We start from the raw sequence: 26,914 nt of genomic DNA on the forward strand, positions 1-26,914 counted from the left end.
CACCCACATCGCCGACCGCCACTGCTGGGCGGGGGAGGGGTCCCTGGCGGGACGGCCGTCGGGTCTGCCGACCGGGCTGGAGGACTTCACAGCCCGTGGGCAGGGCGAGACGAAGGTCGCGTCCCAACCGTCGATTCTACCGAGCGGAGAGCCGCCTCCAAAGCCTCCGTTCCGGAGGTAAGCGCCCGCTCGGTACGCTCTGGCGCATGAGCCTCAGCACAGGAGACCGCGTCCTCGTCACCGGAGCGGCCTCCGGCCTCGGGCTCGCCCTCGTGGCCCAGCTCGTCGGTCGCCGGTGCCGCGTCCTCGCCACCGACGTTCACGACGACGTGCCCGCCGCCCTGTCGATCCTGGGCGACGCGGTGACCTACCAGCGCCTCGACGTGCGCAGCGACGACGACTGGTCGCGTGCGCTTGCCTGGGTCCAGGAGACCTGGCACGGCATCGACCTCGTCGTCAACAACGCCGGCGTCGCAGCCGGCGGCGGGATCGACCTCACCACCAGCGACGGCTGGGAGTGGATCACCGAGATCAACCTGCTCGGCGTCGCCCGCGGCTGCCGGACCTTCGCGCCGCTGCTCAAGGAGCAGCGGTCGGGTCGCCTGGTGAACACCGCATCGGCCGCGGGCCTGGTCCACCCGCCGCGGATGAGCGAGTACAACGCGGTCAAGGCCGGCGTCGTCGCCCTCAGCGAGACCCTTCGGTGGGAGCTCGAGCCGTACGGCGTGGGTGTCTCCGTCGTCTGCCCCTCGTTCTTCCGCACCAACCTCGCCGACTCGATCCGCAGCGCCGACCCCGAGGCGAGCGCGTCCGCGCGTCAGCTCATCGACGGCTCGAAGCGGAGCGCCGAGACCGTCGCCGCCGAGGTCCTGCGCCAGCTCGACGCCGGCAAGCACCTCATCCTCCCCGACCGCGACGCGCGCATCGCCTACGCGACCAAGCGGTTCGCGCCGTGGCTCTACCGCGCCGCCATGCTGCGCGTCGCCCGCAAGGCCGCCGCCGAGGACGAGGCGCGCGGGGGAGCGCGCACGGCGGGCGCGCGGGTCGGCCGATGAGCGCGATCCACCTCGTACGGCACGGCCAGGCGTCCTTCGGCACCGACGACTACGACCGGCTCTCCGAGCGCGGCTTCGCCCAGGCGACCGCGCTGGGCCAGGCGTGGGAAGCCTCAGGGTTCCTGCCGACGCGCGCCGTCGCCGGCTCCATGAAGCGGCACGCGCAGACGGCGATCGCGGCGCTCGACGCGGCGGGCCCGTCGGACGGGTACGACGTCGACGACGGCTGGGACGAGTTTGCCCACGAGTCGGTGGTCGAGGCCTACGCCCCGGGACGCGCGGGGACGGTGACCGACCCCAAGGAGTTCCAGAAGATCTTCCTGGGGGCGCTCGGTCGCTGGACCAGCGGTCGTCACGACGGCGACTACGCCGAGTCGTACGCGCACTTCACCAACCGCGTGCTCGCGGCGTTCGACCGGCTCACCGACTCCTTGGACGGACGCGAGTCGGTGGTCGTGTTCACCTCGGGGGGACCGCTGGCGGTCGTCGCCGCGCACGTGCTGGCCGGCGACGCCGAGACGTGGACGCCCGAGGCCCAGTCGCTGTGGCCGCGCCTCAGCACGGTGGCCATCAACGCCGGCGTCACCACCCTGATCACCGGCTCGACGGGACGCACCCTGATCTCGTTCAACGAGCACACCCACCTGCCGACCGACCTCGTGACGTACCGCTGACCCGCTTCCCCGAACCCAGGAGACCTCATGCGCAAGACGATCCTCATCACCGGCGCCAGCTCCGGCATCGGGGCCGGCATGGCCCGTGTCTGGGCGGCGAAGGGCCATGACCTCGCACTGACCGCGCGCCGCGTCGACCGACTCGAGGCGCTCAAGGCAGAGCTCGAGGCGGCGCACCCGTCGATCCGCGTGGTCGTCCACGCGCTCGACGTCAACGACCACGAGCAGGTCTTCTCGGTGTTCAAGGCGGCAGCGGGCGACCTCGGCGGGCTCGACCGGGTCGTCGTCAACGCCGGTCTGGGCAAGGGGGCGCGCATCGGTACGGGGAAGTTCGAGGCGAACCGGGAGACCGCCGAGACGAACTTCGTCGCCGCGCTGGCGCAGTGCGAGGCGGCGATGGAGCACTTCTACGCCCGGCGCGCCGGACACCTCGTCGTCGTCTCGTCGGTGTCGGCGATGCGGGGGATGCCCAGCTCGATGACGACCTACTCGGCGACCAAGGCAGGTCTGGCGCAGCTCGCGGAGGGGATCCGGTCGGACCTGGTCAACCGCAAGGGCCACGACATCGCGGTGACCACCGTCTTCCCCGGTTACATCGCCTCGGAGATGAACGACAAGGTCGAGCAGAAGCCGAAGGGCATGGTCGACACGGTCACGGGGTCGAAGGCGCTGGTGGAGGCGATCGACAGCGAGACGCCCGAGCGCATCGTGCCCCCGTGGCCGTGGCGGCCGATCGCGCTCGTCCTGCGGAAGGCCCCGCTCGGGATCGTGCGCCGCATGGTGTGACCCGGCCGTCTGGCCTGCGTGCTTCGATGGTGCCCATGACCGACTCCACCACCGAGACCGGGGCCGACCCGTCCGATCAGTCCGCCCGCGCGATCGCCGCCGCCGAGGCGCTGGGTCTCTCGTACACCGTCACGCGCCACGGACGTGTGCGCTCGCTCGAGGAGGCGGCCGCCGCCCGGGGGATCGAGCCACGGGCGCTGGTCAAGACGCTGGTGCTCCGCGTGAGCGACGACGACTACCTCTTCGTCATGGTCCCGGGTGACCGAGAGCTGTCCTGGCCCCGCCTGCGGTTCCTCCTCGGAGTCAACCGCATCTCGATGCCCGACGCCGCGACGGCCAAGGCGGTGACCGGTTACGAGCGCGGCACCATCACGCCGCTGGGGAGCACGACCGCGTGGCCGGTCGTGATCGACTCGGCGATCACCGGCGCCATCTCGATCGGCGGCGGTGGGCACGGGGTCGGGATCACCGTCGACGTCGACGCTCTCGCCGACGCCTTGTCCGCCACGCGCGCCGAGATCAGTGAGGTCCCGGGCTGACGGCGTCTCCGGGGGGCCCCTGCTGGCTCGCGGCCTCCTCGGCCAGCGCGTCCACCGTCGATCTCGGGATGCCGGCCAGGCCGGCGAGCACCGACAGCGGGATCTGCGCGGCCATGGGCTGCTCCGCGACCGCCGACCTGGCCGCGGCGTCGCCGAACGCGCGCGTGAGCAACCGCGCCCCGGCAGGATCAGCACTCCACTCCGCCAGTGTCGAGTCGGCCGCCAGCGGCCTCCTGAGCTCCTCGCCCCCCACGGTGACCGTGACGCTCCTGCGCAGGTCGGCCGACGAGGCGCCGATCGAGACGGTGAACGTGCCCGGCTCGACCACCCAGCGCCGCAGGACGGGATGCCAGTACGCGAACGCGCGCGGACCGAGCTCGAGGTCGATCCGCTCCGACGCGCCGGCGTCGAGCGTGACGCGCGCGAATCCCTTGAGCTCGCGCTCGGGACGGGCGACCGGTGCCGACAGGTCGGAGACGTAGACCTGGACGACCTCGGTGCCCCGGCGTGACCCCGTGTTGGTCACGGTCACCGCGACCATGGCCCGGACGTCGTCACCCTCGCCGGTGACCTCGACGGTCAGATCGCTCTGGGCGAACGTGGTGTAGCCGAGACCGTGCCCGAAGGGGTACGCCGGCGGGATCCGCTTGACGTCGTAGTAGCGGTAGCCGACGAACACGCCCTCGCCGTAGCGGGAGTGCCCGAGGTGCCCGGGGAAGTCGAGGTAGGCAGGCGTGTCCTCGAGGCGGAACGGGATGGTCTCGGCCAGCCGTCCGGTCGGCTCCGACCGTCCGAGGAGCAGGTCGGCGACCGCTGAGCCTGCGGCCTGGCCGCCGAGCCACATCTCCAGGATCACGGGGACGTCGCGGGACCAGGCGACCGGGGCGACGATCCCGCCGTTGGCGAGCACGACGACGACCCGCGTGCTGACGACGGCGAGCTCCTGGACGAGCTCCATCTGGCCGGGCGGCAGGTCGAGGTTCGTACGGTCGTACCCCTCCGACTCGTCGCTGTCGGGCAGTCCGAGGAAGCAGACGATGGTGCGGTCACCCTGCGCCGCTTCGACCGCGGCGGCGCGCAGACCGCGGTCCTGGTCGGGCGTGCCGCCGAGGGTGTATCCCGGTTCGAACGCGAGCCCTTCGCCCATCGCCTCGCGGAGCGCGTCGAGCGGCACGTCGACGCGGGTCGGCGTGACCTGTGACGACCCCGCCCCCTGGAACCGCGGCGTCCGAGCCAGCTCGCCGACGACGAGGACGGGGGCGGACTCCGCGAGCGGCAGCACGGGGACTCCGCCGACACGCTCGTTCTTGAGCAGGACCGCTCCCGCGGCGGCGGCCTCTCGGGCGAGCGTGTGGGCGGCGGCGTGGTCGGGCGGGTCCGCGTCGTCTCGACCATCGGCGGCACCGGCCCGGTCGACAAGGGCCAGCACCCGCCGTACGGCCTCGTCGAGCACGCTCTCGTCGAGCGTGCCGTCGCGTACGGCGTCGACGACGGCGGCATCGTCTCCGAACGGCGGCATCGTGAGATCCGTCCCGGCCCGCAGCGCCGCCACCCGGTCGTGCACGGCTCCCCAGTCCGAGACCACGACCCCGTCATACCCCCACGTGTCGCGCAGGACCTCGCGCAGCAGCCAGGCGTTCTCGGTGGCATAGGTGCCGTTGATCCTGTTGTACGACGCCATGACCGTCCACGGGTCACCAGCGGTGACGACACGCTCGAACGCGGCGAGGTAGATCTCGTGCAGCGTCCGCTCGTCGACATCGACCGACACACGCATCCGGTCGGTCTCGGCGTTGTTGGCGGCGAAGTGCTTGACCGAGGCGCCGACACCCTCGGACTGCAGCCCGCGGACGAACGCGAGCCCGAGCTCGCCGGAGAGGTACGGGTCCTCCGAGAGGTACTCGAAGTTGCGCCCGCACAGCGGCGAGCGCTTGATGTTGATGCCGGGCGCGAGGACCACCGAGACGCCCTCGGCGCGCGCCTCGCGCGCGATCGCGGCCGCCACCCGTTGCACCAGGTCGACGTCCCACGTCGAGCCTAGGGACGCCGCGACGGGGAAGCACGTCGCGGGGACACTCTCTGCGAGGCCGAGGGAAAGACCCGGATCGCCCGCCTGCTTGCGCAGACCCGTGGGGCCGTCGGTCAGCATGATCGCGCCGACACCGGCGTCCTCGATCGGTTGGGTGTGCCAGAAGTCGCTCCCCGAGGTGAGTGCCGCCTTCTGCTCCACGGTGAGGTGCGCCAGCACGTCCTCGACGGGTCGGTCGTCCTCGGTCATCGCGCACCGCTCCCCTCGTGGCCGGCCCCCGACACCGGTTCTGGGGAGCGTAACCAGGAGGGACGGGCCCCGCAGTTCGGAGCGGCGACCGTCGGTGATCAGTAGCCGACGGTGAACCGTTCCCGGTAGTGGGTCGGACTCGCGATCTCGTCCACGAAGGCCTGCGCGAAGTCGGGTGCCGAGATCGAGGAACTGCCGTCGGGCTCGCTCAGGAGGTCGTCGCCGCCGAGCCGGTACGTGCCGCGCCGGGGGACGTCCGAGAGCCGTCCGAACACCGCCGACGGGCTCACCGAGAACCAGTTGACGTCCTCGGTCGTCCGCGTGAGGGCGTCCAGCACGGCGTAGGCGGCGCGGGCCTCGGGCTTCGCCGACTCCGGGAACTGCGGCGTCTCCATGAGGATCGGCCCGTCCGGCGAGACTCGCAGCGACCCTGCGCCACCGACCACGCCGAGACGCCGCCGGTGCCGCCGCACGGCGTCGGTGAGGCCGGGGACCGCGTCGATCAGGTCGCGATCCTCGGCGTGATGGGGGACCGCGACCACGAGCACGTCGGCGTCTCGAGCCAACCCGTCGACGAACTCGGCGTCGTAGACGTCGCCGTCGCGGACGGTCTGGTGGTCGGCGGGATCGATCGAGGCGGTGTCACGCGCGGCGGCGATGACGTCGTACCCGCGGGCCAGGGCCTCGGACGCGATCGCGCCTCCGGCGAACCCTGTTGCTCCGATGACGGCGATGGTGGTCATGCCCCCACGCTAGGCCGACTCGAGCACGTCCACGGGATCGCCGACCTCGAGCACACCCAGGTCGGTCGGCAGCATCCGGATGCCGAACCACGTGGCACCGTCCCACTTGCGGTGCTGTGCCAAGGTGCGGATCGGCTCCTTTCCGCGGTGGAGAGTGGCGGTGTCGATCCCGGTCACCGCGCAGCGGTCGCAGGTCTCGGTGAACCGGAAGGCTGCCGCCCCCAGACGCACCGCCCGCCAACCGTCCTCGGCGAAGGGCTCGAGATCACCCTCGACGACCACGTTGGGACGGAACCGTGCCATCGGCAGGGCAGCCGGATCGGAGCCTTCGGCGATCCAGGCGTTCAGACGGGCCAAGGAGGGCGTGGTCGTCAGCAGGATGGGCGCGGTGTCGGCGAGCGACAGGACGTCGCCGGAGCGGCCGCCGTGCGAGGCGGAGACCGGGCGCTCGCGGGGGTCGCGCTGCCACAGGAGGCGGACAGGGCTGCCGACGACCCGGGTGAACCAGTCGGCCGCCTCCTGGCCGGCGTACGTGAGCTCGGGCTGCCGCGTGACGCTGACACCGACCGAGGGGTCGTCGGTCGGGACCGCGACGTCGAGCTCGCGGTGCCCGGGCGCGCACAGGCGCAGCCCGTCTGCGGTCGGCGTCGCGCGGACCGTGAGGAGGACCGGGCGGGTCAGCGCGCTGACCCTGGCGCCCGCCGCGTCAACCACCAGCCAGCGGCGGTCGTGCGCGAGACCCCACGGCTCGATCTGCGCACGGTCCACGTCGATCGCGGCGGTCGACTTCACCGGGTAGAGGTGAAGGGAGGCGATGCGCACGAGGCCAGCCTAGGGGGCCGCCCGGGGCCGCGTCTCGAAGTGAAGCCAAAAAAAGACAGGGTTGACTGTTTGTAAGTTTCGGACGATGATGCCGAGGTGACCGAGACCACTCGCACGACCCAGGGGGAGCGCAGCCGCGCCATGCGGCAGCGCCTCCTCGAGGCGACCGTCGACTCCCTCGTCGAGCTCGGCTGGGCCGGCACCAGCACGACGGTCATCTCGCAGCGCGCCGGCGTGTCCCGCGGCGCGCAGCTGCACCACTTCCCGAGCAAGCAGGCGCTGGTGATCGCCGCGGTCGAGCACATCACCGAGCGGCGTCGTGACGAGATGGCCCTCTCGATCTCCAACCTCCCGCAGGAGGACAGGACACGTGCGGTGCTCGACGCGCTGGCGACACAGTTCGTGTCGCCGGTGTTCTTTGCGGCGCTGGAGCTCTGGGTCGCGGCACGGACCGACAAGGAGCTGCGCGACGCCGTCGCACCGCTCGAGCGCCGAGTCGGTCGCGAGATCCACGCGTACGCCGTCGCGCTCCTCGGCATCGACGACAGCCGCGGGCGCAACCGTCAGCTCGTGCAGGCCACCCTCGACCTCCTGCGCGGCCTCGGTCTGGCCGCCTCACTCACCGACGACACCGCACGCCGTACCTCGATCCTCGACACCTGGGCCATCACCCTCGACACCGAGCTGGAGCGCTGAATGACCACTGACTCGCCCGATCCCACGACCTCCACGGCCCCGCGCCGCGACGAGGTCCTCGAAGCCGTCCTCGCCGACCTCGCCGCCGAGAGCGACCAGCTCGACGCGCTGGTCGCCGACCTGGACGACGCCGGGTGGTCGCGACCGACCCCTGCCGACGGATGGACGATCGCCCACCAGGTCGCCCACCTCCACTGGACCGACGAGGCCTCCCTGGCCGCCGTCGACGGTGGAGAGGCGTTCGCGGCCCTGATCAAGAGCGCCGTCGAGAACCCGGCGGGCTACGTCGACGCCGAGGCCGAGCGTCTGGCGGCTCTCGCGCCGTCGGAGCTGCTCGCTCGGTGGCGCGACGGTCGCGTCCGGCTCGCCGACGCGCTGCGGGCCGTCCCCCACGGAGACAAGATCGCGTGGTTCGGACCTCCGATGAGCCCCGCCTCGATGGCGACCGCGCGGCTGATGGAGACCTGGGCGCACGGGCACGACGTGGCGGAGGCGCTCGACGTCGAGCTGCCGCCGACGGTCCGTGCCAAGCACGTCGCCTACCTCGGCTTCCGCACGCGCGGCTTCGCCTATCTCGTCCGCGGCCGCGACGTCCCTGCGGCGCCGGTCCGGCTTGAGCTGGTCGGCCCCGACGGTGACAGGTGGGCCTGGGGGCCCGAGGACGCCCCCGACCGCGTCACCGGAGACGGCTACGACTTCGCGCTGCTGGCCACCCGGCGGCGCGTGCGTGACGACGTGGACGTGACGGCGGAGGGACCGGCCGCCGACGAGTGGCTCGACATCGTCCAGGCATTCGCGGGCCTGCCCGGGCCCGATCCCAAACCGCGCGGCGCGCGGGGCACGGAGGACGCGTCATGATCCGCATCGGCAACTGCTCCGGCTTCTACGGCGACCGTCTCGGCGCGATGCGCGAGATGCTCACCGACGGCGACCTCGACTACCTGACCGGTGACTACCTCGCCGAGCTGACGATGCTCATCCTCGGCAGGGACCTGATCAAGGACCCGTCCCTCGGTTACGCCAAGACATTCGTCCGGCAGATGACCGACTGCATGGGTCTCGCCAAGGAGCGCGGGGTCCGCATCGTCACCAACGCCGGCGGGCTCAACCCCGCGGGCCTGGCCGCGAAGCTGCGCGAGATCGCCGCCGACCAGGGCCTCGACATCTCGGTGGCCCACGTCGAGGGTGACGACCTCCGTGAGCGGGCCGGAGAGCTCGGCCTCGTCGGTCACGGTGGCCAGACGCCCATCACCGCCAACGCCTACCTCGGCGCGTTCGGCATCGCCGCCGCCCTCGACGCCGGTGCCGACGTGGTCGTCACCGGACGCGTGACCGACGCCTCGGTCGTCGTCGGACCGGCGATCCACGCCCACCGCTGGGGGCGCGACGACCTCGACGCGCTCGCGGGTGCCGTCGTCGCGGGCCACGTCGTGGAGTGCGGGGCACAGGCCACCGGCGGCAACTTCGCCGGGTTCGCCGACCTCGACCCCAAGCTCCTGCTCCACCCGGGCTTCCCGATCGCCGAGGTCGCGGCCGACGGCAGCAGCGTCATCACCAAGCACGCCGGCACCGGTGGCGTCGTCACCGTCGACACGGTCACGGCGCAGCTCGTGTACGAGATCGGTGGCCCCGCCTACGCCGGCCCGGACGTCGTCGCACACCTCGACTCCGTGACGCTCACCCAGGACGGTCCGGACCGGGTCGCGATCAGCGGGGTCCGTGGCTCGGCCCCGCCCGCGACGACCAAGGTCGCGCTCAACTCCTTCGGCGGCTTCCGCAACAGCGTCGAGCTCGTCCTGACCGGACTCGACATCGAGGCCAAGGCCGCACTCGTGCGCGCGCAGGTCGAGGACGCCCTCGCCGGCTCCCCGACTGGGATGCCGGCCGAGATCGAGTGGCAGCTCGACCGGACCGACGTGCCCGACCCCGACACCCAGGCGCGTGCGACCACCCTCCTGCGGTGCCACGTGAAGGACTCCTCGCCCGACCCCGTGGGACGCGCGTTCTCCTCGGCCGCGGTCGAGCTCGCTCTTGCCTCGTACCCCGGCTTCACCGCCACGCGGCCGCCTGCGGCCGCCACACCGTACGGCGTCTACACGGCCGGATACCTCGCTCAGGACCTCGTGCCGCACACCGTCGTGCTCGCTGACGGGACGCGCATCGAGGTCGAGCCACCACGTACGACCGCCGATCCGGAGACCGCCGTCGACACGGCCGCGAGCGGTGCCGCGAGCGAGCAGGGCGCCGACGAGTCGACCACACAGGAGACCGTCTCCGTGCCGCTCGGACACGTCCTGCACGCCCGCAGCGGCGACAAGGGCGGCGACGCCAACGTCGGTGTGTGGATCCGGCAGGACGTCGGCGATCCCGACGCCGCCTTCGCCTGGCTGGTCGGCTTCCTCGACGACGCCCGCGTCCGGGCACTGCTGCCGGAGGCGGCCGAGCTCGAGCTCGAGATCGAGATCCACCCGCTGCCCAACCTGCGCGCCGTCAACGTCGTGCTCCACCGCTTCCTCGGGGACGGCGTCGCCGCCTCGACCCGCTTCGACCCCCAGGCCAAGGCCCTCGGCGAGTGGCTGCGTGCCCGTGTGGCCGACGTCCCGGCCGCACTCGTCAAGGAGAATCGATGACAGCCCCGTACGACGCCTGGTCGACACCCGAGCGGAAGGCGCTGCGCGAGTCGGTCAGCCGGTTCACCCGGACGGAGATCGTTCCCGACCTCCCGCGTTGGGAGGACGAGGGAGAGCTGCCGCGCGAGCTGCACAAGAAGGCCGCCGCCGCCGGGATCATGGGCATCGGCTTCCCCGAGGAGGTGGGCGGCGCCGGCGGCGACACGATCGACATCTCCGTCGTCACCGAGGCGGTCATCGAGTCGGGTGGGTCGTCCGGCCTCATCGCGGCGCTCTTCACCCACGGCATCGCGCTGCCGCACATCGTGTCGGCGCACCTGGCCAACCCGACCGACCGCAGCACCTCGCTCGTCGACAGGTACGTCCGTCCGACCCTCGCCGGAGAGATGATCGGTGCGCTCGGCGTCACCGAGCCCAGCGGCGGGTCCGACGTGGCCAACCTGCAGACGCGCGCGGTCTCCACCGACGGCGACGCCTACGTCGTCAACGGCGCCAAGACCTTCATCACCTCCGGCGTGCGCGCCGACTTCGTCACGACGGCGGTGCGGACCGGAGGAGACGGCTTCGGTGGGATCTCGCTGCTCGTCATCGACAAGGGCACACCCGGCTTCGCCGTCGCCAGCCCGCTGCGCAAGATGGGCTGGCACTGCTCCGACACCGCCGAGCTCGCCTTCGACGACGTCCGTGTCCCGGCCGCCAACCTGGTCGGTGACGAGAACGGCGGCTTCGTCCTCGTCATGCAGCAGTTCGTCAACGAGCGGCTGAGCCTCGCGGTGCAGGCGTACACGACGGCCCAGCGGTCCCTCGACCTCGCGGTCGCCTACGCCAAGGAGCGCGAGACGTTCGGCCGTCCGCTCGCGAAGCGGCAGGTGATCCGGCACAAGCTGGTCGAGATGCACCGGGCGACGGTGACCGCGCGCGCCTACACCCGCCAGGTCGTCGAGCAGGCCGCCGCGGTCGCCGCGGGTCAGGGTGACGGCATCGACCCGATGCGCCTGGTCGCCGACGCCGGCATCGCCAAGAACGACGCCGTGGCCGCCTGCGACTTCGTCGTCGACGAGGCGGTGCAGATCCACGGCGGGCACGGATACATGCGCGAGTCCGAGGTCGAGCGTCACTACCGCGACGCTCGCATCCTGGGCATCGGTGGCGGCGCCACCGAGGTCATGAACGACCTGATCGCCAAGATCCTGGGGTACTGATGGCCGCGATGTACCCCCCATCCGTACGCACCCGCTACGCCCACGAAGCCGAGCGCTTCTCCCACTACCTCGACATCCCCGTCGAGCTGACCTTGGAGGCTCCCCGATGAGTACGACCGCGGCCGACGCCGCACCGACCACCGACGCTCCGCCGACCCATCGCGAGGCGATGCTGGCGAAGATCGACGACCTCGCCGAGCAGCACGCCAAGGCACTGGCAGGGGGCGGCGAGAAGTACGTCGCCCGCCACCACGCGCGGGGCAAGCTCCTCGCTCGCGAGCGCATCGAGCTGCTGCTCGACGAGGGCGCGCCGTTCCTCGAGCTGTCGACCCTGGCCGCCTGGGGGACCGACTTCCCCGTCGGCGGCTCGCTCGTCGCCGGGATCGGCGTCGTCGAAGGTGTCGAGTGCATGATCATCGCCAACGACCCGACGGTGAAGGGCGGCTCCAGCAACCCCCTCACGGTCAAGAAGGGCCTCCGCGCCGCGCAGATCGCCGCCGAGAACCGCCTCCCGACGGTCAACCTCGTCGAGTCCGGCGGCGCCGACCTGCCCACGCAGAAGGACATCTTCATCCCTGGTGGTGCGACGTTCCGCAACATCACGCGCTCGAGCGCGGCCAGGGTGCCCACGGTCGCCCTGGTGTTCGGCAACTCCACCGCCGGCGGGGCGTACGTGCCGGGCATGAGCGACTACGTCGTCATGGTCAAGGAGGGCGCCAAGGTGTTCCTCGGCGGCCCGCCGCTGGTCAAGATGGCCACGGGCGAGGAGTCCGACGACGAGTCGCTCGGCGGCGCCGAGATGCACGCCCGTACGTCGGGGCTCGCCGACTACCTGGCGGTCGACGAGTACGACGCGATCCGCCTCGGACGCCAGATCGTGCGCCGGCTCAACTGGCGCAAGCAGGGACCCACTCCCGCTGCCGACTACGCCGAGCCGGCCTTCGACGTCGACGACCTGCTCGACATCGTCCCGACGGACCTCAAGGTCCCGTTCGACCCGCGCGACGTCATCGTCCGGCTGGTCGACGGCTCACCCGACGGGCACGCGCAGTTCGACGAGTTCAAGCCGCTCTACGGCTCCTCGCTCGTGACCGGCTTCGCGCAGCTGCACGGCTACCCGATCGGCATCCTCGCCAACGCCCAGGGCGTGCTGTTCAGCGAGGAGGCGCAGAAGGCGGCGCAATTCATCCAGCTGGCCAACCAGACCGACACCCCGCTGCTGTTCCTGCACAACACCACCGGCTACATGGTGGGCGCGGAGTACGAGCAGGGCGGCATCATCAAGCACGGCGCTCAGATGATCAACGCGGTCTCCAACTCGACGGTGCCGCACATCTCGGTCGTCATCGGCGCCTCGTACGGCGCCGGCCACTATGGCATGAGCGGCCGGGCGTACGACCCGCGCTTCATGTTCAGCTGGCCCAACGCGAAGTCGGCCGTCATGGGCCCGGCCCAGCTCGCCGGCGTCATCTCGATCGTCGCCCGCGGGGCGGCCGAGGCGAAGGGCATGCCGTACGACGAGGACGGCGACAAGCAGATGCGCGCCTTCATCGAGAAGCAGATCGAGGAGCAGTCGCTGGCGTACTTCACGTCGGGGATGCTCTACGACGACGGTGTGATCGACCCGCGTGACACCCGGACGGTGCTCGGCATCTGCCTGAGCGCGATCGCCAACGCGCCCATCGAGGGCGCACGCGGCTACGGGGTGTTCCGGCTGTGAACGTTTCGACAGGTTCAATCAACGGAGGCTCGATGATCCAGAAGGTGCTCGTCGCGAACCGGGGCGAGATCGCCCGGCGCGTGTTCGCGACCTGCCGCGAGCTCGGCATCGGGACGGTGGCGGTCCACTCCGACGCCGATGCCGACGCCCCGTTCGTCGCCGATGCGGACGCGGCCGTACGCCTGCCCGGCAACGCGCCGGGCGAGACGTACCTGCGCGGTGACCTCGTCATCGCCGCGGCGCTCGCCACGGGCGCGGACGCGATCCACCCCGGCTACGGTTTCCTCTCCGAGAACGCCTCCTTCGCCGCCGACGTCCGTGCGGCGGGGCTCACCTGGATCGGACCCGACCCCGAGGCGATCGAGGCGATGGGCTCCAAGGTCCGGTCGAAGGAGCTCATGGCGGCCGCCGGCGGACCGGTCGCCGGCATGCTGAAGCCGGAGGACATGACGTCCTCGGACCTGCCGCTCGTCGTCAAGGCGTCCTCAGGCGGTGGCGGCCGTGGCATGCGGGTCGTGCGCGACCTCGGTGCTCTGCCGGCCGCGCTCGAGCAGGCGGCCGCCGAGGCGGGGTCGGCCTTCGGCGACACCACCGTCTTCGTCGAGCACTACCTCGAGCACGCGCGCCACGTCGAGGTGCAGGTCATGGCCGACGCCCACGGCACCTGCTGGGTCCTCGGCGACCGCGACTGCTCGCTCCAGCGGCGGCACCAGAAGGTCGTGGAGGAGGCCCCGGCGCCGGGTCTGGCCGAGGCCACCCGGACGACCCTGCATGATGCGGCGCGGGCACTGGTCAAGCAGGTCGGCTACACCGGTGCGGGCACGGTCGAGTTCCTGGTGGAGGAGCGTGCCGACCGCGACGCCGTCGTCTCCTTCCTCGAGATGAACACGCGCCTCCAGGTCGAGCACCCGGTCACCGAAGCCGTCACGGGCCTCGACCTCGTCGCGCTTCAGATCGCGGTCGCCGAGGGTCGGGCGCTCGGTGAGATCACCGGCGAGACCGAGCCGCCGGCCCCGCGGGGTCACGCGATCGAGGTGCGCCTCTACGCCGAGGACGCGGCCGACGACTTCGCTCCGCAGACGGGCACCGTCCGGGTCTTCGACGTGCCCGGTGCGGAGGGACGCTTCGCCGGCCCGACGTCGTACGGGCTCCGCCTGGACTCCGGTGTGGAATCGGGCAGCGAGGTCGGGATCCACTACGACGCCATGCTCGCCAAGCTCGTCGCGTTCGGTCCCGACCGCACGTCGGCGATCCGGATGCTGCGCGGCGCCCTCGCGCGCACCCGGCTCCACGGGGTGTCGACGAACCTCGACCTCCTGCACGGGATCCTCGGTGCGCCCGAGTTCGCCGCGGGCGAGCTCAGCACGCTGCTGCTCGAGCAGCGCATCGCGGACTGGTCGGCGCCGCGCGTGGACACGTCCGTCGTCCGCGACTACGCCACGGCGGCCGCGCTCGCCTCGGCCACGGCGGCCGCGACGAGTGCCAGGGTCCTCTCGCGGATCCCAGCCGGTTTCCGCAACGTGGCGAGCCAGCCGCACACCGTGACCTTCGCGGTGCGGGGCGAGGAGGTCGCGGTCGCGTACGACTCGGTTGGTGGTCGTCTGGTCCCGCGTTCGGGGTCCGAGGACGAGGCTGCGCCGGTCGCCACCGCCGTGTCTCCCGACCGCGTGGTGCTCGAGCGTGACGGGGTCGCACGGGCGTACACGGTCTCCACCGCTCCAGGCGTCGCCGACGTCGACGGTCCCCAGGGGCCGCTCGACCTCGTCGTCGTCCCGCGCTTCACCGACCCCGCCGACCAGGTGGCCGCCGGATCGTTGCTGGCCCCGATGCCCGGCTCGGTCGTGTCGGTCTCGGTGGAGCAGGGGCAGGCCGTCAACCAGGGCGACGTGGTCGTCGTGCTGGAGGCGATGAAGATGCAGCACACCATCACGGCGCCGACCGACGGCATCGTGACGGAGCTCGCGGTCTCCGCGGGCTCGCAGGTCGAGTCCGGTGCCGTCCTCGCGGTGATCGAGGACGCGGCCGACCAGGAGAACCCCGAAGGAGACCTCGCATGACCACCACCGCATTCGCCGAGTCCGAGGAGCGTCAGGCGCTCCGCAAGGCCGTCCGCGACCTGGGGCGCAAGTACGGTCGCGACTACTTCAACACCGCAGCGGCCGAGGGCCGCAAGACCACCGAGCTGTGGGCGGAGGCCGGCAAGCTCGGCTATCTGGGTGTCGCCGTGCCGGAGGAGTACGGGGGCGGCGGCGGCGAGATCGGCGACCTCGCCGCGGTCTGCGAGGAGCTGGCCGCGACCGGCAGCCCGCTGCTGCTCATGGTCGTGTCGCCGGCGATCGTCGGCACGATCATCGCGCAGTACGGCACGGACGAGCAGAAGCAGCGCTGGTTGCCCGGCCTGGCTGACGGGACGAGCACGTTCGCCTTCTCCATCACCGAGCCGGATGCGGGCTCCAACTCGCACAAGATCATCACCACGGCCTACCGGCAGGAGGACGGCAGCTGGCGCCTGACCGGCGGTAAGACCTATATCTCCGGTGTCGACGAGGCGAGCCACGTCCTCGTGGTCGCGCGGACCGAGGATCACAAGACGGGCAACCTCAAGCCGGCGCTCTTCCTGGTGCCGACCGACAGCCCTGGCTTCACGTTCCAGGAGATCCCGATGGGCATCGTCAGCCCGGAGAAGCAGTTCACGCTGTTCTTCGACGACGTGGCCCTCCCGTCGGACGCGCTGATCGGCAGTGAGGACGCCGGGATCGAGCAGCTCTTCGCGGGGCTCAACCCCGAGCGCATCATGGCGGCCTCGTTCGCGACCGGCACGGCGCGGCTCGCGCTCGAGATCGCGACCGAGTACGCGAAGACCCGTCAGGTCTGGAAGGCGCCGATCGGCGCCCACCAGGCCGTGGCCCACCCGCTGGCGCAGACGCACATCGAGATCGAGATGGCGCGTCTGATGACCCAGAAGGCCTCCGCGCTCTATGCGGCCGGTGACCACATGGGTGCCGGAGAGGCCGCCAACATGGCGAAGTACGCGGCCGGTGAGGTCGTGTGCAACGCGGTGGACCGGGCGATCCAGACCCACGGCGGCAACGGTCTCGCAGAGGAGTACGGCCTCGTACAGATGCTGGCGGCGTCGCGCCTGTCGCGCATCGCGCCGGTCAGCCGCGAGATGGTGCTCAACTTCATCGCGCAGTTCTCGCTCGGCCTGCCGAAGTCGTACTGACCCTCACCCCTCGCACGACGTCACGAAGGAGCAGCATCCTATGACCGAGCTCGTCCACCTCGCGGTCACCGACCAGGTCGCGACGATCACGCTGGACAGCCAGCACAACCGCAACGCCCTCTCGGCTCAGCTCGTGAGCGAGCTCGTCGGGCACCTGGAGACCGCCGCCGCGGATCCGGACGTCCTCGCCGTGGTGATCACGGCGGCCGGGTCGGTGTTCTGCTCGGGCGCCGACCTGTCCGAGGCTGCCGGGGGAGGGATGGTCGAGGGGGCCAAGGGGCTCGTCGCGCTGCAGCGCCTCATCGTGACCCTCCCGAAGCCGGTGGTCGTCCGCCTGCACGGTCCGGTGCGCGCAGGCGGGCTCGGCATCGTGGGCGCTGCCGACGTGGTGGTGTGTGCCGACGACGTCACGTTCGCATTCACCGAGGTCCGTCTCGCCCTGGCGCCGGCGGTCATCTCCTTGACCACCCTCTCGCGGATGTCGCCGCGTTCGGCGTCGCGGACCTTCCTCACCGGAGAGAAGTTCTCCGCGGCCGAGGCGGTGGCGTACGGGCTCGTCACGGAGGCCGTCCCAGCGGCCGAGCTCGACGACGCCCTCTGGCGGGTGCTCGACGGGCTCCGCAAGGCGTACCCCCAGGGCCTTCGGGAGACCAAGGCCCTGCTCAACGCCGACCTCGTGGCTCGCATCGACGCGCTCGGTGACGACGTCGCGGAGCAGTCGGGGCGGCTCTTCGGCTCGGACGAGGCGCGTACGGCGATGCTCGCGTTCCTCAACCGCAAGAAGGGCTGACAGTCGGGCCTCGTCCGCCCCTCCCAGCACACGCCGGGCACGACCGATCCCCCGATCCGGTCGTGCCCGGCGTGCGTGCTCGTAGGCCGACGCGCTGAGGCGCCGGTGGTCAGCCGGTGGTCAGGCACCGGTCAGGCGGCTATCCCGGATGAGTGGACCAGCTGCCGGATCTCGCGAAGGCGCCGACGGACGAGCAGGCGCCTGAGGGCTCGGTCTCGGTCGTCGGAGTCGGAGAGACGGTGCCCCTCCCCGGTGGTGAGGATGACGTCTCCGGTGCCGGGCTCGCGTCGGGCATGGAGCAACCCGGCGTGGAGCAGGTGATGACAGCGCGGACACAGGCCGATGAGGTTGTTGAGGTCGGTCGTGCCGTGGTCGCGGTGCCACCAGTCGATGTGGTGCAGCTCGAGGAAGGTGTTGTGGCACCCCGGGTTGGCGCAGCGCCCACCTTGCGCGTGGGTGATCGCGATCCGCTGCTGTGGGGTGGCCAGACGCTGGCTCCGGCCGACGTCGAGAACGCTGCCGGGCCGTCGTCGGTCGCTGGGCTGGTCGGGGACCTCGTGGTTGTGCCCTCCGTGGTCGCGCCTCCCGTCGTCGACGTGCGCGCCCGTGAGGATCGGGGTGACGTCGGTGTCGCAGAGAAGGCGGCCCAGGAGCAGGTCAGGGATGCTGCCCCAGCCGTGCAGTCGCGCAGGCTCGGCGCCAGGCATGCCCTGAAGACGCTCGAGGTCGACGGTGACGTAGAGCTGGGGCCGGAATCCGTTGCGGCTGGGCAGGCCGTGCTCGAGAACCTGGGTGAGCAGCCGGTCGAGATTGGTCACTCGCCGTTCCGAAGGAGCTCGACGATCGTCACGGTCGTCCGGGGCGCCCAGGTGGTCGAGGACGGTCTTGAGGCGGGCGCCGGTGGCGATGTCGAGGAAACCGGTCACGGCATAGCCGTCGCCGACCTTGGAGACCTGGAGGTCACGCTTGTCCATCCCTCGGATGTAGGCGGCGTCCAGGGACTCCGGGTGCACTGCCTCGATGAACTCCCGGATCTCCGCCCGGAGCGCTGACGGCTCGCTGCGCTCGGCGACATCGAGCAGGTAGTCCTCCGCCGAGGTGATGATGACCGGATCGGCCTTCTTCAGGCCGGCGGAGAACTCGTGGACGTGGTCCAGCCGGATCCTGCCGGCCCGCAACGACTCGGCGACCCGAGGCAACGTCTGGGTCGTCCGAGCTGCAGTGATCAGACGACCGGTCTCGCCAGCGTCGAGGTGCAGCTCGCGGCGCGCCCACGCCTTCGCGTTGGCAGCTCCAGCAGCCTCCGGCCCGCCCGCGTCGCTGAAGTGTGCCAGTCCACGCGCCAGCACGCCGTCGAGGAGCGCCTGCGTCGAAGCCACGGCTCCGAGGACCTCAGCGAGCTGCTCGGTGGTAGCGAGCTCGATCGGGGCGTCCACCAGCGCCTGCGCCGCGTGGCGCAGGTCGGCGGTGATCTCGGCGTCGAACATGACACGATGATATCGAACAGGTGTTCGACAACGCAAGGGTTAATCCGCACCGCGGTCGGAGGGTCGGTCGAGGTGGTCGAGCAGCTCGACCGCGGCGTCCATGTAGTCCTTGATCCATCGGTCGTGGATGCGTTTGATCGGCAGCGGCGCGAGGGCGAGGTGGCGCTCGCGCCCGATCTTGCGGCCGGCGACCAGCTCGGCACGCTCGAGCACGCGCAGGTGCTGGAGCACGGTGGTCCGGTCGAGTGACGACAGGAGGGCGCAGAGCTCGCCAGTCGTCCGGGTGTCCTCCCGAAGCAGGTCGAGGATCCGGCGCCGCGTCGGTGAGGCCAGCGCCTTGAAGACGAGGTCGTCGTCGGGGGTATTGCCCACGGCCGACGACATGTTGTAAAAATATCACATGACTGACGATCCTCTCCAGGAGCTGCAGTTCACCGTGTCCGGCCACATCGCGAGGCCCTGCGCCGAGGTGTACGAGGCGATCGCCGACCCGGCGCAGCTCACCCGCTACTTCACGACGGGCGGCGCCCGCGGACGACTCGAGTCCGGCGCGACCGTCATGTGGGACTTCGCCGACCACCCGGGCGAGTTCCCGGTCACGGTCGTGGAGGCCGTGCCGCCCCGGCTCATCGTCATCCGCTGGGACGCGCAGGCCTCGGCCGACGACGACGGGCGGACCACCACGACGTTCGAGCTCGAGCCGGTCGACGGCGGCGCGCGCACCCTGGTCACGATCACCGAGTCGTCGTGGCTGGTGACCGGGACGGGGGCCAAGAACGCGTTCGGCAACTGCGCGGGCTGGACCGGCATGCTGGCCGCCCTCAAGGCGTGGGTCGAGCACGGGATCAACCTGCGCGAAGGCTTCTACGGCTGACCTTCGCGGCGGCGTCGTGGCGCTCTTTCCGTGCCTCCGCGCGGCACTCTTGACATGACCCTGGTCACCGTTAAGTTACGCCTCATGCCGCCCGCCGACCGTCACAGCCCGGTCGCCGAGGTCGACCAGGTCGACCTCGACCGACTCGCCTCGGAGTACGACGAGGAGAGGCCGTCGCGGCGGTTGTCCCCGCGCTGGGACCAGGCGATGACGGTGTGGTGCTTCGCCGTCGCGGCGTTCGTGCTCTGGCAGGTCTTCTGGCCGCTTCGCCAGGGCAACCAGTACTACCTGATCGTCTTCCTCGGCGTCACCCTGCCGCTCGCCTTCCTCCTCTACCGCGGGTGGGCACGGCGCAGCACCGACGGCCGGGACGATCCCGGGCCGGTGGACTGGGTCCTCGCGGGAGCCGCGCTGGTCGTCGGGCTCTACCCGGTGCTGCCCCTCCCTGAGTCGAGCGCCGGTGGCGGTGGGTTCACGGCGTTCCTCGACCGTCAGGGTGCGCTCGACCCCCTCGACATCCTCGCGGGGCTCGTCCTGCTGCTCCTCATCCTCGAGGCGACGCGCCGTACGACCGGCTGGGTGCTGCCGGTCGTGTGTGCGGTGTTCCTCGCCTACGCCTACTACGGCGGCTTCCTGCCGATCGACTGGGTGATCTCGCACCGGGGCCAGGACATCGACCAGATCATCAACGCTCTCTTCAACGAGGCCAGCGGCTTCTTCGGCGTGCCGCTCGACGTCGCTGCGACCTACATCGTGCTCTTCACGATCTACGGAGCGGTGCTCGACCGGATGGGCGCCGGCCGGTTCTTCGTCGAGTTCAGCTTCTCTCTGTTCAAGAAGTCGGGCACGGCGCCCGGTCGTACGGTCGCGACCTCCGGCTTCCTGCTCGGCACCGTCTCCGGTTCGGGGACGGCGACTGCGGTCACCCTCGGCTCGTTCGCGTGGCCGATCCTCAAGCGCGCCGGCTATCCCCGCGAGGCCGCGGGCGGCATGCTCGCCGCGTCCGGGATCGGCGCGATCCTGTCACCGCCCACGCTGGGTGCGGCGGCGTTCATCATCGCGGAGTACCTCGGTGTCTCCTACCTCCAGGTGCTCGGCTGGGCGCTGGTCCCGACGCTCCTCTACTACCTTGGCATCTTCCTGGCGGTCGAGATCGACGCGCGGCGCTTCGGCGCGCGGCGCGTGGACGCCCGCGTCAACAGCCCGTGGGCCCTGCTCGGGCGCTTCGGCTACCACTTCGTCAGCCTCGGCGTGATCGTGCTGTTTCTCGCGATGGGTGTCCCCCCGTTCAAGGCCGTCGTGTACGCGACCGCGGTGGCGGCGTTCTTCGGGCTGCTCGAGGCGGGGCTGTCGCGTCGCGCGTTCGTCACCGACCTCGAGCAGGATCCCCGGACGGCCGAGAAGCTCCCGCTGGGCGACTCTCTGCGCGACTACGCGATCCGCCTGTTCACGGCGCTCGCGACCGGCATCCGCGCCGCGGTCCCGGTGATCGCCGTGTGCGCGGCTGCCGGCGTCATCACGTCGACCATCGCGAAGACCGGGCTGGGCCAGGTGCTGTCAGACCTGCTCGTGGACGCTGCCGACGTGCTGGCTCCCAACCAGGCGTCGCTCATCGTCCTCAGCGCGCTGTTCTCCGCCGTCGCGATCATCGTCCTCGGGCTCGCCGTGCCGGTGACCGCGTCCTTCATCCTGAGCTGGATCATCATCGGTCCTGCCCTGATCAGCCTCGGAGCCGAAGGCCCCGAGGTCGCGATGTTCATCTTCTACTACGCGGTCCTCTCGGAGGTGTCGCCGCCGACCGCCCTGGCGGCCGTCGCGTCCGCGGCGATCACCGGTGGCAAGGTGATCGCGACGATGTGGCAGGCATGCAAGTACACGTTGCCGGCCTTCCTCGCGCCGATGGCGTTCATCATGACCGACAACGGCGCTGCCCTTCTCGGGCGCGCGCCGTTCCTCGACGTCGTCTGGGCCACCGTCGTGGTCGGTCTCGCGGTGGCGGCGCTCGCGGTGGCGACGTCGGGCTGGATGTTCGGTCCGACCCGTCGCGTCGAGCGGCTGCTCTGCGTCCCGGCCGCCCTGCTGCTCCTCTATCTCGTCCCGGTGTCGATCGCCGTGGGTCTCGCGCTGCTCACCGCTGCCGTGGCCCTGCACGTGGTCGGCCGCCGGGGGAACCATCCGACCACGACCACCACACCCATCACCCAGGAGTGAACCACGACATGCGACATACCCGTACCCTCCTCGCCACGAGCGCGCTCACCGCATCGCTCGCCCTGGCGGCCTGCGGCGGCCAGCAGGACAACACCCAGTCCGACAGCGACTCCGAGAGCTGCGACGCCGGCTCGGGCCGGATCGGCATCGCCACCGGCAACTCGACCGGCGTCTACTACGTGGTAGGTGGCGGTCTGGCGCAGATCATCAACGACGAGACCGATCTGCAGGCCACCGCGGCCGAGACGGGCGCGTCGGTCCAGAACGTGCAGCAGCTCGTCGCCGGCGACTACGACCTCGCGTTCTCCCTCGCCGACACCGCCGCCGACGCGGTCGAGGGCAACGGCTCGTTCACGGAGAAGCAGGACGTCGCCTCCATCGGGCGCATCTATCCCAACTACACCCAGGTCGTGGTCCGCAAGGACGCCGGCATCGACGGCGTCGAGGACTTCAAGGGCAAGCGCATCTCGACCGGCTCACCGAAGTCGGGGACCGAGGTCATCGCCCAGCGCCTGATCGAGACCGCAGGGCTCCAGCAGAGCGACGTCTCTGCGCAGCGTCTGGACCTGACCAAGACCGTGGACGGGATGAAGGACGGCTCGATCGACGGACTGGTCTGGTCCGGGGGTCTTCCGACGCCGGCGATCACCGACCTCTTCACCTCGATGGGCGACGACGTCGAGTTCATCGACATCACGCCGCAGCTCGAGGCGCTCCAGGAGATCAACCCGGTCTACGAGGAGTCGACGATCCCCGCCGACACCTACAAGCTGGACGCCGACGTGCCGACCGTCGCCGTCCCCAACGTCCTGCTCGTCCGCGACGACATGCCCGACAACGTCGCGTGCGCGTTGACGACCCTCGTCTTCGAGGAGACCGACGCGCTCACGGCGGTGCACCCGGCGGCCAAGGACATCAAGATCGAGGACGCGGAGGACTCCGATCCGATCCCCCTCCACCCCGGCTCGCAGCGGGCCATCGACGACCTGAAGTAGAACAATCCTCCTCGCGGGGCTGCGCCAGACTGGGCACGTGCAGCTCCGCGAGGCAGGACCCGAGGACGCCGATGCGCTGACCGACTGTGAGGAGGCGGCGTACGGCACGGGGCTGGCCCACGTGTTCGGCGACCTGCCGTGGCCGCGCGACGGGATCCGGCGACGATGGGTTGCCGAGCTGGGCGATCCGGCCGTGACGACGCTCGTCGTGGACCTCGTTGGCGATGAGGACCGTGAAGGCGTTGTGATCCACGCCGTCGACCGTTAACCGGCGTGCCCCTCTCGAGTGCAACAAGTTGCGCCCGAGTCGGGACGGAATCAGGGCGTCCTTCGTGTCGTGCCGCACTGACCCCTGGGCCCGCTAGAGTCCGGCCACACTGGTCGGCCTCACTGGCCGGCCACGACGAGATGAGGTCGAAGATGAGAACAGTCCGTTCACTTGCCACCGCGGGGGCGTTGTTCGCCGTCGCGGTCGTCGCACCGCTGACCGCGCAGGCATCGCTTTCGCAGTGCACGGGTAGCAAGATGTGCGTCTGGGGGAACAACGACTACAAACTACTGATCGCAGCGCAGGCCCAAGGCCAGGGCGTTGTCGACCCCTTCAACGATGCCAACGGTGAGAACAACCAAGCCGACTCGTGGCAGAACCGCTCCAACAACTACAAGGGCTGCCTGTATGACGGAGGCAACGGCACCGGTGCCTTGCTGACCATGGGGATCGCGAGCCGGGACGACAACGTGTCGGTGTTCGATTCGGACAAGGCCTCGAGCATGAGGACCAACCGAGGATGCTGAGCACGGGGGGTCCGGGCCCGCTGGTCAGGACGGTTGGGGTCGAGCGAGAGTTCGTCTCCCCTGCCGAGACCGTGAGGGCGGTTGGTGGAGTCGACTTCGAGGCGGATTCCGGGGAGTTCGTGTGCTTGTTCGGGCACAGCGGCTCGGGAAAGACGACGATGCTCAATCTCCTTGCGGGGCTGGACCTCCCGACCTCAGGTCGTGTCGTGGTGGCGGGGCACGATCTCACGCAGATCAGCGCCGAGGGCCGCATCCGGTTGCGTCGTGACGAGGTCGGGATGGTGCACCAGTCGCACCAGCTCATCTCGGAGTTCACCGCAGCGGAGAACGTCGCGCTCCCGATCGAGGCGCGGGGAACGAATACCGTCGAGGCTCTCGACGAGGCGGAACGGTTGCTCGAGTCGGTGGGTCTCGCCGGATATGGAGGTCGCTACCCCGACGAGCTGAGCGGCGGGCAGCAGCAGCGTGTAGGGATCGCCCGTGCGCTCTCGGGTGGGCGCAAGATCCTGTTGGCTGATGAGCCGACAGGCTCGCTGGACAGCCGCAATGCCGGCGCCATCTTCGACCTGCTGGCGGTGATGTCGAGCAAAGGTGTCTTGGTGGTCGTGGCGTCGCACGATCCTGCATGCCGGGAGCGAGCGTCGCGGAGCATCGAGATGCTCGACGGCGTCGTACGCGACGTGGCGTACCGCGCATGATCGGGACGATTCGGCGACGTCTGCGGTCACGTACCCCCGTCGCGGCCTCCTTCGCGGCGCCGATCCTGTTCATTGCCTTCCTCTTCGCCACCAACAGCTTCATGGATGCGCAGAGCCTGACACCGGCTCAGAACGCCGACGCTGAGCTGGGGAGCGCCTCAGCTGCCCTCACCATGTTCGACGTCGATCTCCGTGCGGGCACCGACGACGGCGACAGACTCCGTGACGCTTTCGAGTCGCAGAGCCCGCGGTTCGGCATGGCGTTGAACGTGATCGACTTCCCGTTCTTCCGAGGGGGCCTGGACGGGGTCTACTACACCGAGAAGGACTGGGACCGCAGCCCCCCTACACGCCAGTTCAGCTTGACGAACGGCAGATGGCCGCGCGAGGCCGGTGAGGTCGTGGTTGCCGGCGCGGGGTCGACGGGCGTGCGTGTCGGCGATGAGGTTCCGACTGCTGGCGCGGCGCCTGATCTCCGCATCGTAGGGCTCGCTCGGACAGAGCTCGACCGCTGGCCGAAGCTGCTGGCAGGCCCGGGGACCTGGCGCCGGCTGGCGGAGGTTCGGGGGAGCGACGGCGCACCGCTGCGGGCCTTTCCCACATTCGAGACGACGCAAGACGACGCGGCAGCGCTGATCGAGGGCATCAACCGGGCTGTGGGATCCACGGTCCGCGCGGTGTCTGGTGAGGGCCCAGCGATCTCCAGGGCGGCGGTCGGTGAACGTGTTCGGACGCGCGCCGAGCTGGAGGCGGAGGCACCCCGTCTGTGGACCGTGCAGTCGCCGCTCAGCCTCTGGATTCCCGGGCTCTTAGCGCTGCCGGCCTTGCTGGTGATGGGATACGTGATCGTCGCGAAGCGACTGGAGTCGTCGGCAAGCGCGGCGATGGCGCAAGGCGTCAAGCGGCGAGACGCCCTGCTCGCGATCTGGCTCGTCCCACTGCCCCTGATCGTGGCTAGCACGCTCGTCGCCGTCGCGGGGGGCACGACGATCGGGTACGCTACGGCCTTCTTGGGCGAGGGACGGTGGGGATACTCCGTCACGAATGTCCGCGTTCCGTGGGCCGCTATCGAGGTCAGCGCCGCGGGCGTCGTGCTCGGTCTCGCGCTCGGACTCGCCGCGCTCCGGGACCGGATCGTCGTCTCCGGCCGACGCCAACTTTCGGCGGGCACGCGCAGCAGACTGCGTTCAGCTCGGCACCTCGTCGGCGTCGTGTGTGCGAGCATCACGCTCTGGCAGGTGCTGACCTTGCGCGAGCCGAGTGGAGCGATGGCGCTGATCGGCCTCATGGCGCTGACTGCGGCGGCCCTCGGCCCCGAGCTGATCGACGGCCTGCTGCGGGTGATGCCTCGCCGCACCCTGACCCAACGGCTTGTGGCGCGGCAGATCGCGACGAACCGTCAGCGGTTGGCTGTCGTGGCTGGCATCTACATCGTGATCGTTGCTGCGACGGTCGGGATGCTCACCATCCTTTCGAGCGAGGTCGCGGACGCTCGCGAGCGGCAACCCGTATCGGTGCCTTCCGGAGATGTGCTCCTTGACAGCTTCAGCACCCCGTTCCTGAAGCCCGACCCGGCTGTCGTCGCAGCCGTCGAGACGGTGCCCTCGATCAAGCGGGCAGAGCCGATTCAGTTCTTCCTCATCGGCAAGCGAGGCGTGAACCCGTCCATTGGAACCGAGGAGACGATCGGTACGCGAGACGACCGAACGGGAGTGGCGTTCGCCTTCGACTCCGCGGACGATCTCGAGGGAGCGCTCGGCGCCGCGCTGACGTCGGCCGACCGGGACCTGCTCGCCGATGGTGGCGCTCTGGTGATCAACCCCGATCTCGTTCGGGTGGCGCGCGGGCAGCTGGCGCTGATCGACAAAGCGACCGGCAGGGGCGTGGCGACCGTGCCGGTACGCATCGTCGATCCCGCGCAGACCCGGTGGACCCAAGCTGTTCCCTTCGTCATGCTGAGAGCCACTGCGCAGGGTCTAGGAATGGCGACGACTCCCGCTGCGATGCTGTTCAAGGACATCTCCGCCCCCGATCGCCGTGCCGCGCGCACGGCTTTGCGCGACAAGGGTCTCGATCCGCGATCGATCGGTGTCTACGAGAAGCCTGCGCCCATCGTTCCGCCTGCCGCGATCGTGGGATCGGTCGTCTTGCTGGTCGCGTTGCTCGTGGGTGTCTCGGTCCTGGCCACCCGCGCCCAGGTCCGCGCCATGCGGGGGTGGGCCAGCCAGCTCACCCGGGTGGGTGTGCGGCGACGATGGGCAGCCCGAGCCATCAGCCGTCAGCACGCCTGGATCGCCGCGTTGTCCGTCGGCGTCGGGGCCTCAGCCGCGGTCGCATCACTGGCGGTCACCGGCGCAAGAGTCCAGCGGTACGACCTCGTGATTCCCTGGACGCTCATCGGTCTCGTGATCGCGGTGGTCGCGCTCTCGACGATACTCAGCGGGAAGCTCGCCTCGCGGCAGCTCGAACCCACCGAACGATGACGCTTCGACGAGGACTGCTCGCGTCATCCCGCAGCTCGTCGCGATCGAGGACGCGGAGGACTCCGATCCGATCCCCCTCCACCCCGGCTCGCAGCGGGCCATCGACGACCTGAAGTAGAACAATCCTCCTCGCGGGGCTGCGCCAGACTGGGCACGTGCAGCTCCGCGAGGCAGGACCCGAGGACGCCGATGCGCTGACCGACTGTGAGGAGG

Annotated in this window: 24 protein-coding genes; 19 read left to right on the forward strand and 5 right to left on the reverse strand. The window is 70.6% G+C overall.

Going from position 1 to position 26,914, the window contains the following annotated elements; genetic code table 11:
• Positions 1–206: 206 nt before the first annotated feature.
• Genes KV097_RS18735 through KV097_RS18750 form a run of 4 tightly spaced genes read left to right on the forward strand, consistent with a single transcriptional unit; the run spans position 207 to position 3,054 of the window.
• Complete coding sequence (locus KV097_RS18735; protein ID WP_220366777.1) at positions 207–1,055, forward strand: SDR family NAD(P)-dependent oxidoreductase; 849 nt, start codon at positions 207–209, stop codon at positions 1,053–1,055.
• Positions 1,052–1,729 (forward strand): histidine phosphatase family protein, encoded by a 678-nt coding sequence (locus KV097_RS18740; RefSeq protein ID WP_220366778.1) that lies wholly within the window; start codon positions 1,052–1,054, stop codon positions 1,727–1,729. The genes KV097_RS18735 and KV097_RS18740 overlap by 4 nt, the downstream gene beginning before the upstream one ends.
• A 27-nt stretch (positions 1,730–1,756) precedes the next feature.
• Positions 1,757–2,515 (forward strand): SDR family oxidoreductase, encoded by a 759-nt coding sequence (locus tag KV097_RS18745; protein ID WP_220366779.1) that lies wholly within the window; start codon positions 1,757–1,759, stop codon positions 2,513–2,515.
• 35 nt (positions 2,516–2,550) lie between these two features.
• A complete protein-coding gene (locus KV097_RS18750; protein WP_220366780.1) occupies positions 2,551–3,054 on the forward strand; it encodes an aminoacyl-tRNA deacylase in 504 nt (167 codons plus the stop codon).
• Here the strand turns inward: KV097_RS18750 and KV097_RS18755 are convergent.
• The 3 genes from KV097_RS18755 to KV097_RS19855 form a co-directional block, all read right to left on the reverse strand.
• A complete protein-coding gene (locus KV097_RS18755; protein ID WP_220366781.1) occupies positions 3,035–5,332 on the reverse strand; it encodes a glycoside hydrolase family 3 N-terminal domain-containing protein in 2,298 nt (765 codons plus the stop codon). The genes KV097_RS18750 and KV097_RS18755 overlap by 20 nt on opposite strands.
• 98 nt (positions 5,333–5,430) lie before the next feature.
• Positions 5,431–6,075 carry an NAD(P)-dependent oxidoreductase gene (locus KV097_RS18760; protein ID WP_220342426.1) on the reverse strand — a complete coding sequence of 215 codons (645 nt, stop codon included), beginning with the start codon at positions 6,073–6,075 and terminating at the stop codon, positions 5,431–5,433.
• A 9-nt stretch (positions 6,076–6,084) separates the two neighbouring features.
• Positions 6,085–6,897, reverse strand: a complete 813-nt coding sequence (locus KV097_RS19855; RefSeq protein WP_220366782.1) for an MOSC N-terminal beta barrel domain-containing protein — start codon at positions 6,895–6,897, stop codon at positions 6,085–6,087.
• A gap of 96 nt (positions 6,898–6,993) precedes the next feature.
• On the opposite strand from KV097_RS19855, the gene KV097_RS18770 reads away from it, so the two are divergent.
• The 8 genes from KV097_RS18770 (at position 6,994) to KV097_RS18805 (ending at position 17,158) form a co-directional block, all read left to right on the forward strand.
• On the forward strand, positions 6,994–7,593 hold the full coding sequence (locus KV097_RS18770) for a TetR/AcrR family transcriptional regulator (RefSeq protein WP_301021932.1): 600 nt from the start codon (positions 6,994–6,996) through the stop codon (positions 7,591–7,593).
• Positions 7,594–8,451, forward strand: coding sequence for a TIGR03084 family metal-binding protein (locus KV097_RS18775; protein ID WP_220366783.1), 858 nt, complete (start codon positions 7,594–7,596; stop codon positions 8,449–8,451).
• Positions 8,448–10,223: an acyclic terpene utilization AtuA family protein gene (locus KV097_RS18780; protein WP_220345553.1), complete on the forward strand. Its 1,776-nt coding sequence runs from the start codon at positions 8,448–8,450 to the stop codon at positions 10,221–10,223. The genes KV097_RS18775 and KV097_RS18780 overlap by 4 nt, the downstream gene beginning before the upstream one ends.
• The gene (locus tag KV097_RS18785) at positions 10,220–11,425 is read left to right on the forward strand and encodes an acyl-CoA dehydrogenase family protein (RefSeq protein WP_220345552.1); all 1,206 of its coding nucleotides are present in this window, start codon (positions 10,220–10,222) and stop codon (positions 11,423–11,425) included. The genes KV097_RS18780 and KV097_RS18785 overlap by 4 nt, the downstream gene beginning before the upstream one ends.
• Before the next feature lie 106 nt (positions 11,426–11,531).
• On the forward strand, positions 11,532–13,145 hold the full coding sequence (locus KV097_RS18790) for an acyl-CoA carboxylase subunit beta (RefSeq protein ID WP_255559890.1): 1,614 nt from the start codon (positions 11,532–11,534) through the stop codon (positions 13,143–13,145).
• 32 nt (positions 13,146–13,177) lie between these two features.
• On the forward strand, positions 13,178–15,202 hold the full coding sequence (locus KV097_RS18795; RefSeq protein WP_220366784.1) for a biotin carboxylase N-terminal domain-containing protein: 2,025 nt from the start codon (positions 13,178–13,180) through the stop codon (positions 15,200–15,202).
• A complete protein-coding gene (locus KV097_RS18800) occupies positions 15,199–16,368 on the forward strand; it encodes an acyl-CoA dehydrogenase family protein (RefSeq protein ID WP_220366785.1) in 1,170 nt (389 codons plus the stop codon). Before KV097_RS18795 ends, KV097_RS18800 begins: the two co-directional genes overlap by 4 nt.
• Before the next feature lie 40 nt (positions 16,369–16,408).
• Complete coding sequence (locus KV097_RS18805) at positions 16,409–17,158, forward strand: enoyl-CoA hydratase family protein (RefSeq protein ID WP_220366786.1); 750 nt, start codon at positions 16,409–16,411, stop codon at positions 17,156–17,158.
• A 131-nt stretch (positions 17,159–17,289) separates the two neighbouring features.
• Here the strand turns inward: KV097_RS18805 and KV097_RS18810 are convergent, their stop codons facing one another.
• Both KV097_RS18810 and KV097_RS18815 read right to left on the reverse strand, forming a co-directional pair.
• Positions 17,290–18,645: an HNH endonuclease gene (locus KV097_RS18810; RefSeq protein ID WP_220366787.1), complete on the reverse strand. Its 1,356-nt coding sequence runs from the start codon at positions 18,643–18,645 to the stop codon at positions 17,290–17,292.
• 39 nt (positions 18,646–18,684) lie between these two features.
• Positions 18,685–19,029, reverse strand: a complete 345-nt coding sequence (locus KV097_RS18815) for a helix-turn-helix transcriptional regulator (protein ID WP_220366788.1) — start codon at positions 19,027–19,029, stop codon at positions 18,685–18,687.
• A 16-nt stretch (positions 19,030–19,045) separates the two neighbouring features.
• Between KV097_RS18815 and KV097_RS18820 the strand changes: the two genes are divergently transcribed.
• From KV097_RS18820 to KV097_RS18850, 7 genes are all read left to right on the forward strand, one after another.
• On the forward strand, positions 19,046–19,519 hold the full coding sequence (locus tag KV097_RS18820; RefSeq protein ID WP_220342415.1) for an SRPBCC domain-containing protein: 474 nt from the start codon (positions 19,046–19,048) through the stop codon (positions 19,517–19,519).
• Between the two features lie 84 nt (positions 19,520–19,603).
• Positions 19,604–21,730 carry a TRAP transporter fused permease subunit gene (locus KV097_RS18825; RefSeq protein ID WP_220366789.1) on the forward strand — a complete coding sequence of 709 codons (2,127 nt, stop codon included), beginning with the start codon at positions 19,604–19,606 and terminating at the stop codon, positions 21,728–21,730.
• Between the two features lie 8 nt (positions 21,731–21,738).
• Positions 21,739–22,725, forward strand: a complete 987-nt coding sequence (locus KV097_RS18830) for a TAXI family TRAP transporter solute-binding subunit (RefSeq protein WP_220366790.1) — start codon at positions 21,739–21,741, stop codon at positions 22,723–22,725.
• A gap of 37 nt (positions 22,726–22,762) precedes the next feature.
• The gene (locus KV097_RS18835; protein WP_220366791.1) at positions 22,763–22,993 is read left to right on the forward strand and encodes a hypothetical protein; all 231 of its coding nucleotides are present in this window, start codon (positions 22,763–22,765) and stop codon (positions 22,991–22,993) included.
• Positions 22,994–23,145: 152 nt separating this feature from the next.
• A complete protein-coding gene (locus KV097_RS18840; RefSeq protein WP_220366792.1) occupies positions 23,146–23,520 on the forward strand; it encodes a peptidase inhibitor family I36 protein in 375 nt (124 codons plus the stop codon).
• Entirely contained in the window at positions 23,514–24,218 is a 705-nt protein-coding gene (locus KV097_RS18845) for an ABC transporter ATP-binding protein (RefSeq protein ID WP_220366793.1), read from the forward strand. Before KV097_RS18840 ends, KV097_RS18845 begins: the two co-directional genes overlap by 7 nt.
• Positions 24,215–26,701, forward strand: coding sequence for a hypothetical protein (locus tag KV097_RS18850; protein ID WP_220366794.1), 2,487 nt, complete (start codon positions 24,215–24,217; stop codon positions 26,699–26,701). Before KV097_RS18845 ends, KV097_RS18850 begins: the two co-directional genes overlap by 4 nt.
• Positions 26,702–26,914: the final 213 nt, after the last annotated feature.

This window comes from Mumia sp. zg.B17, from assembly GCF_019550915.1.
Lineage (GTDB): Bacteria > Actinomycetota > Actinomycetes > Propionibacteriales > Nocardioidaceae > Mumia.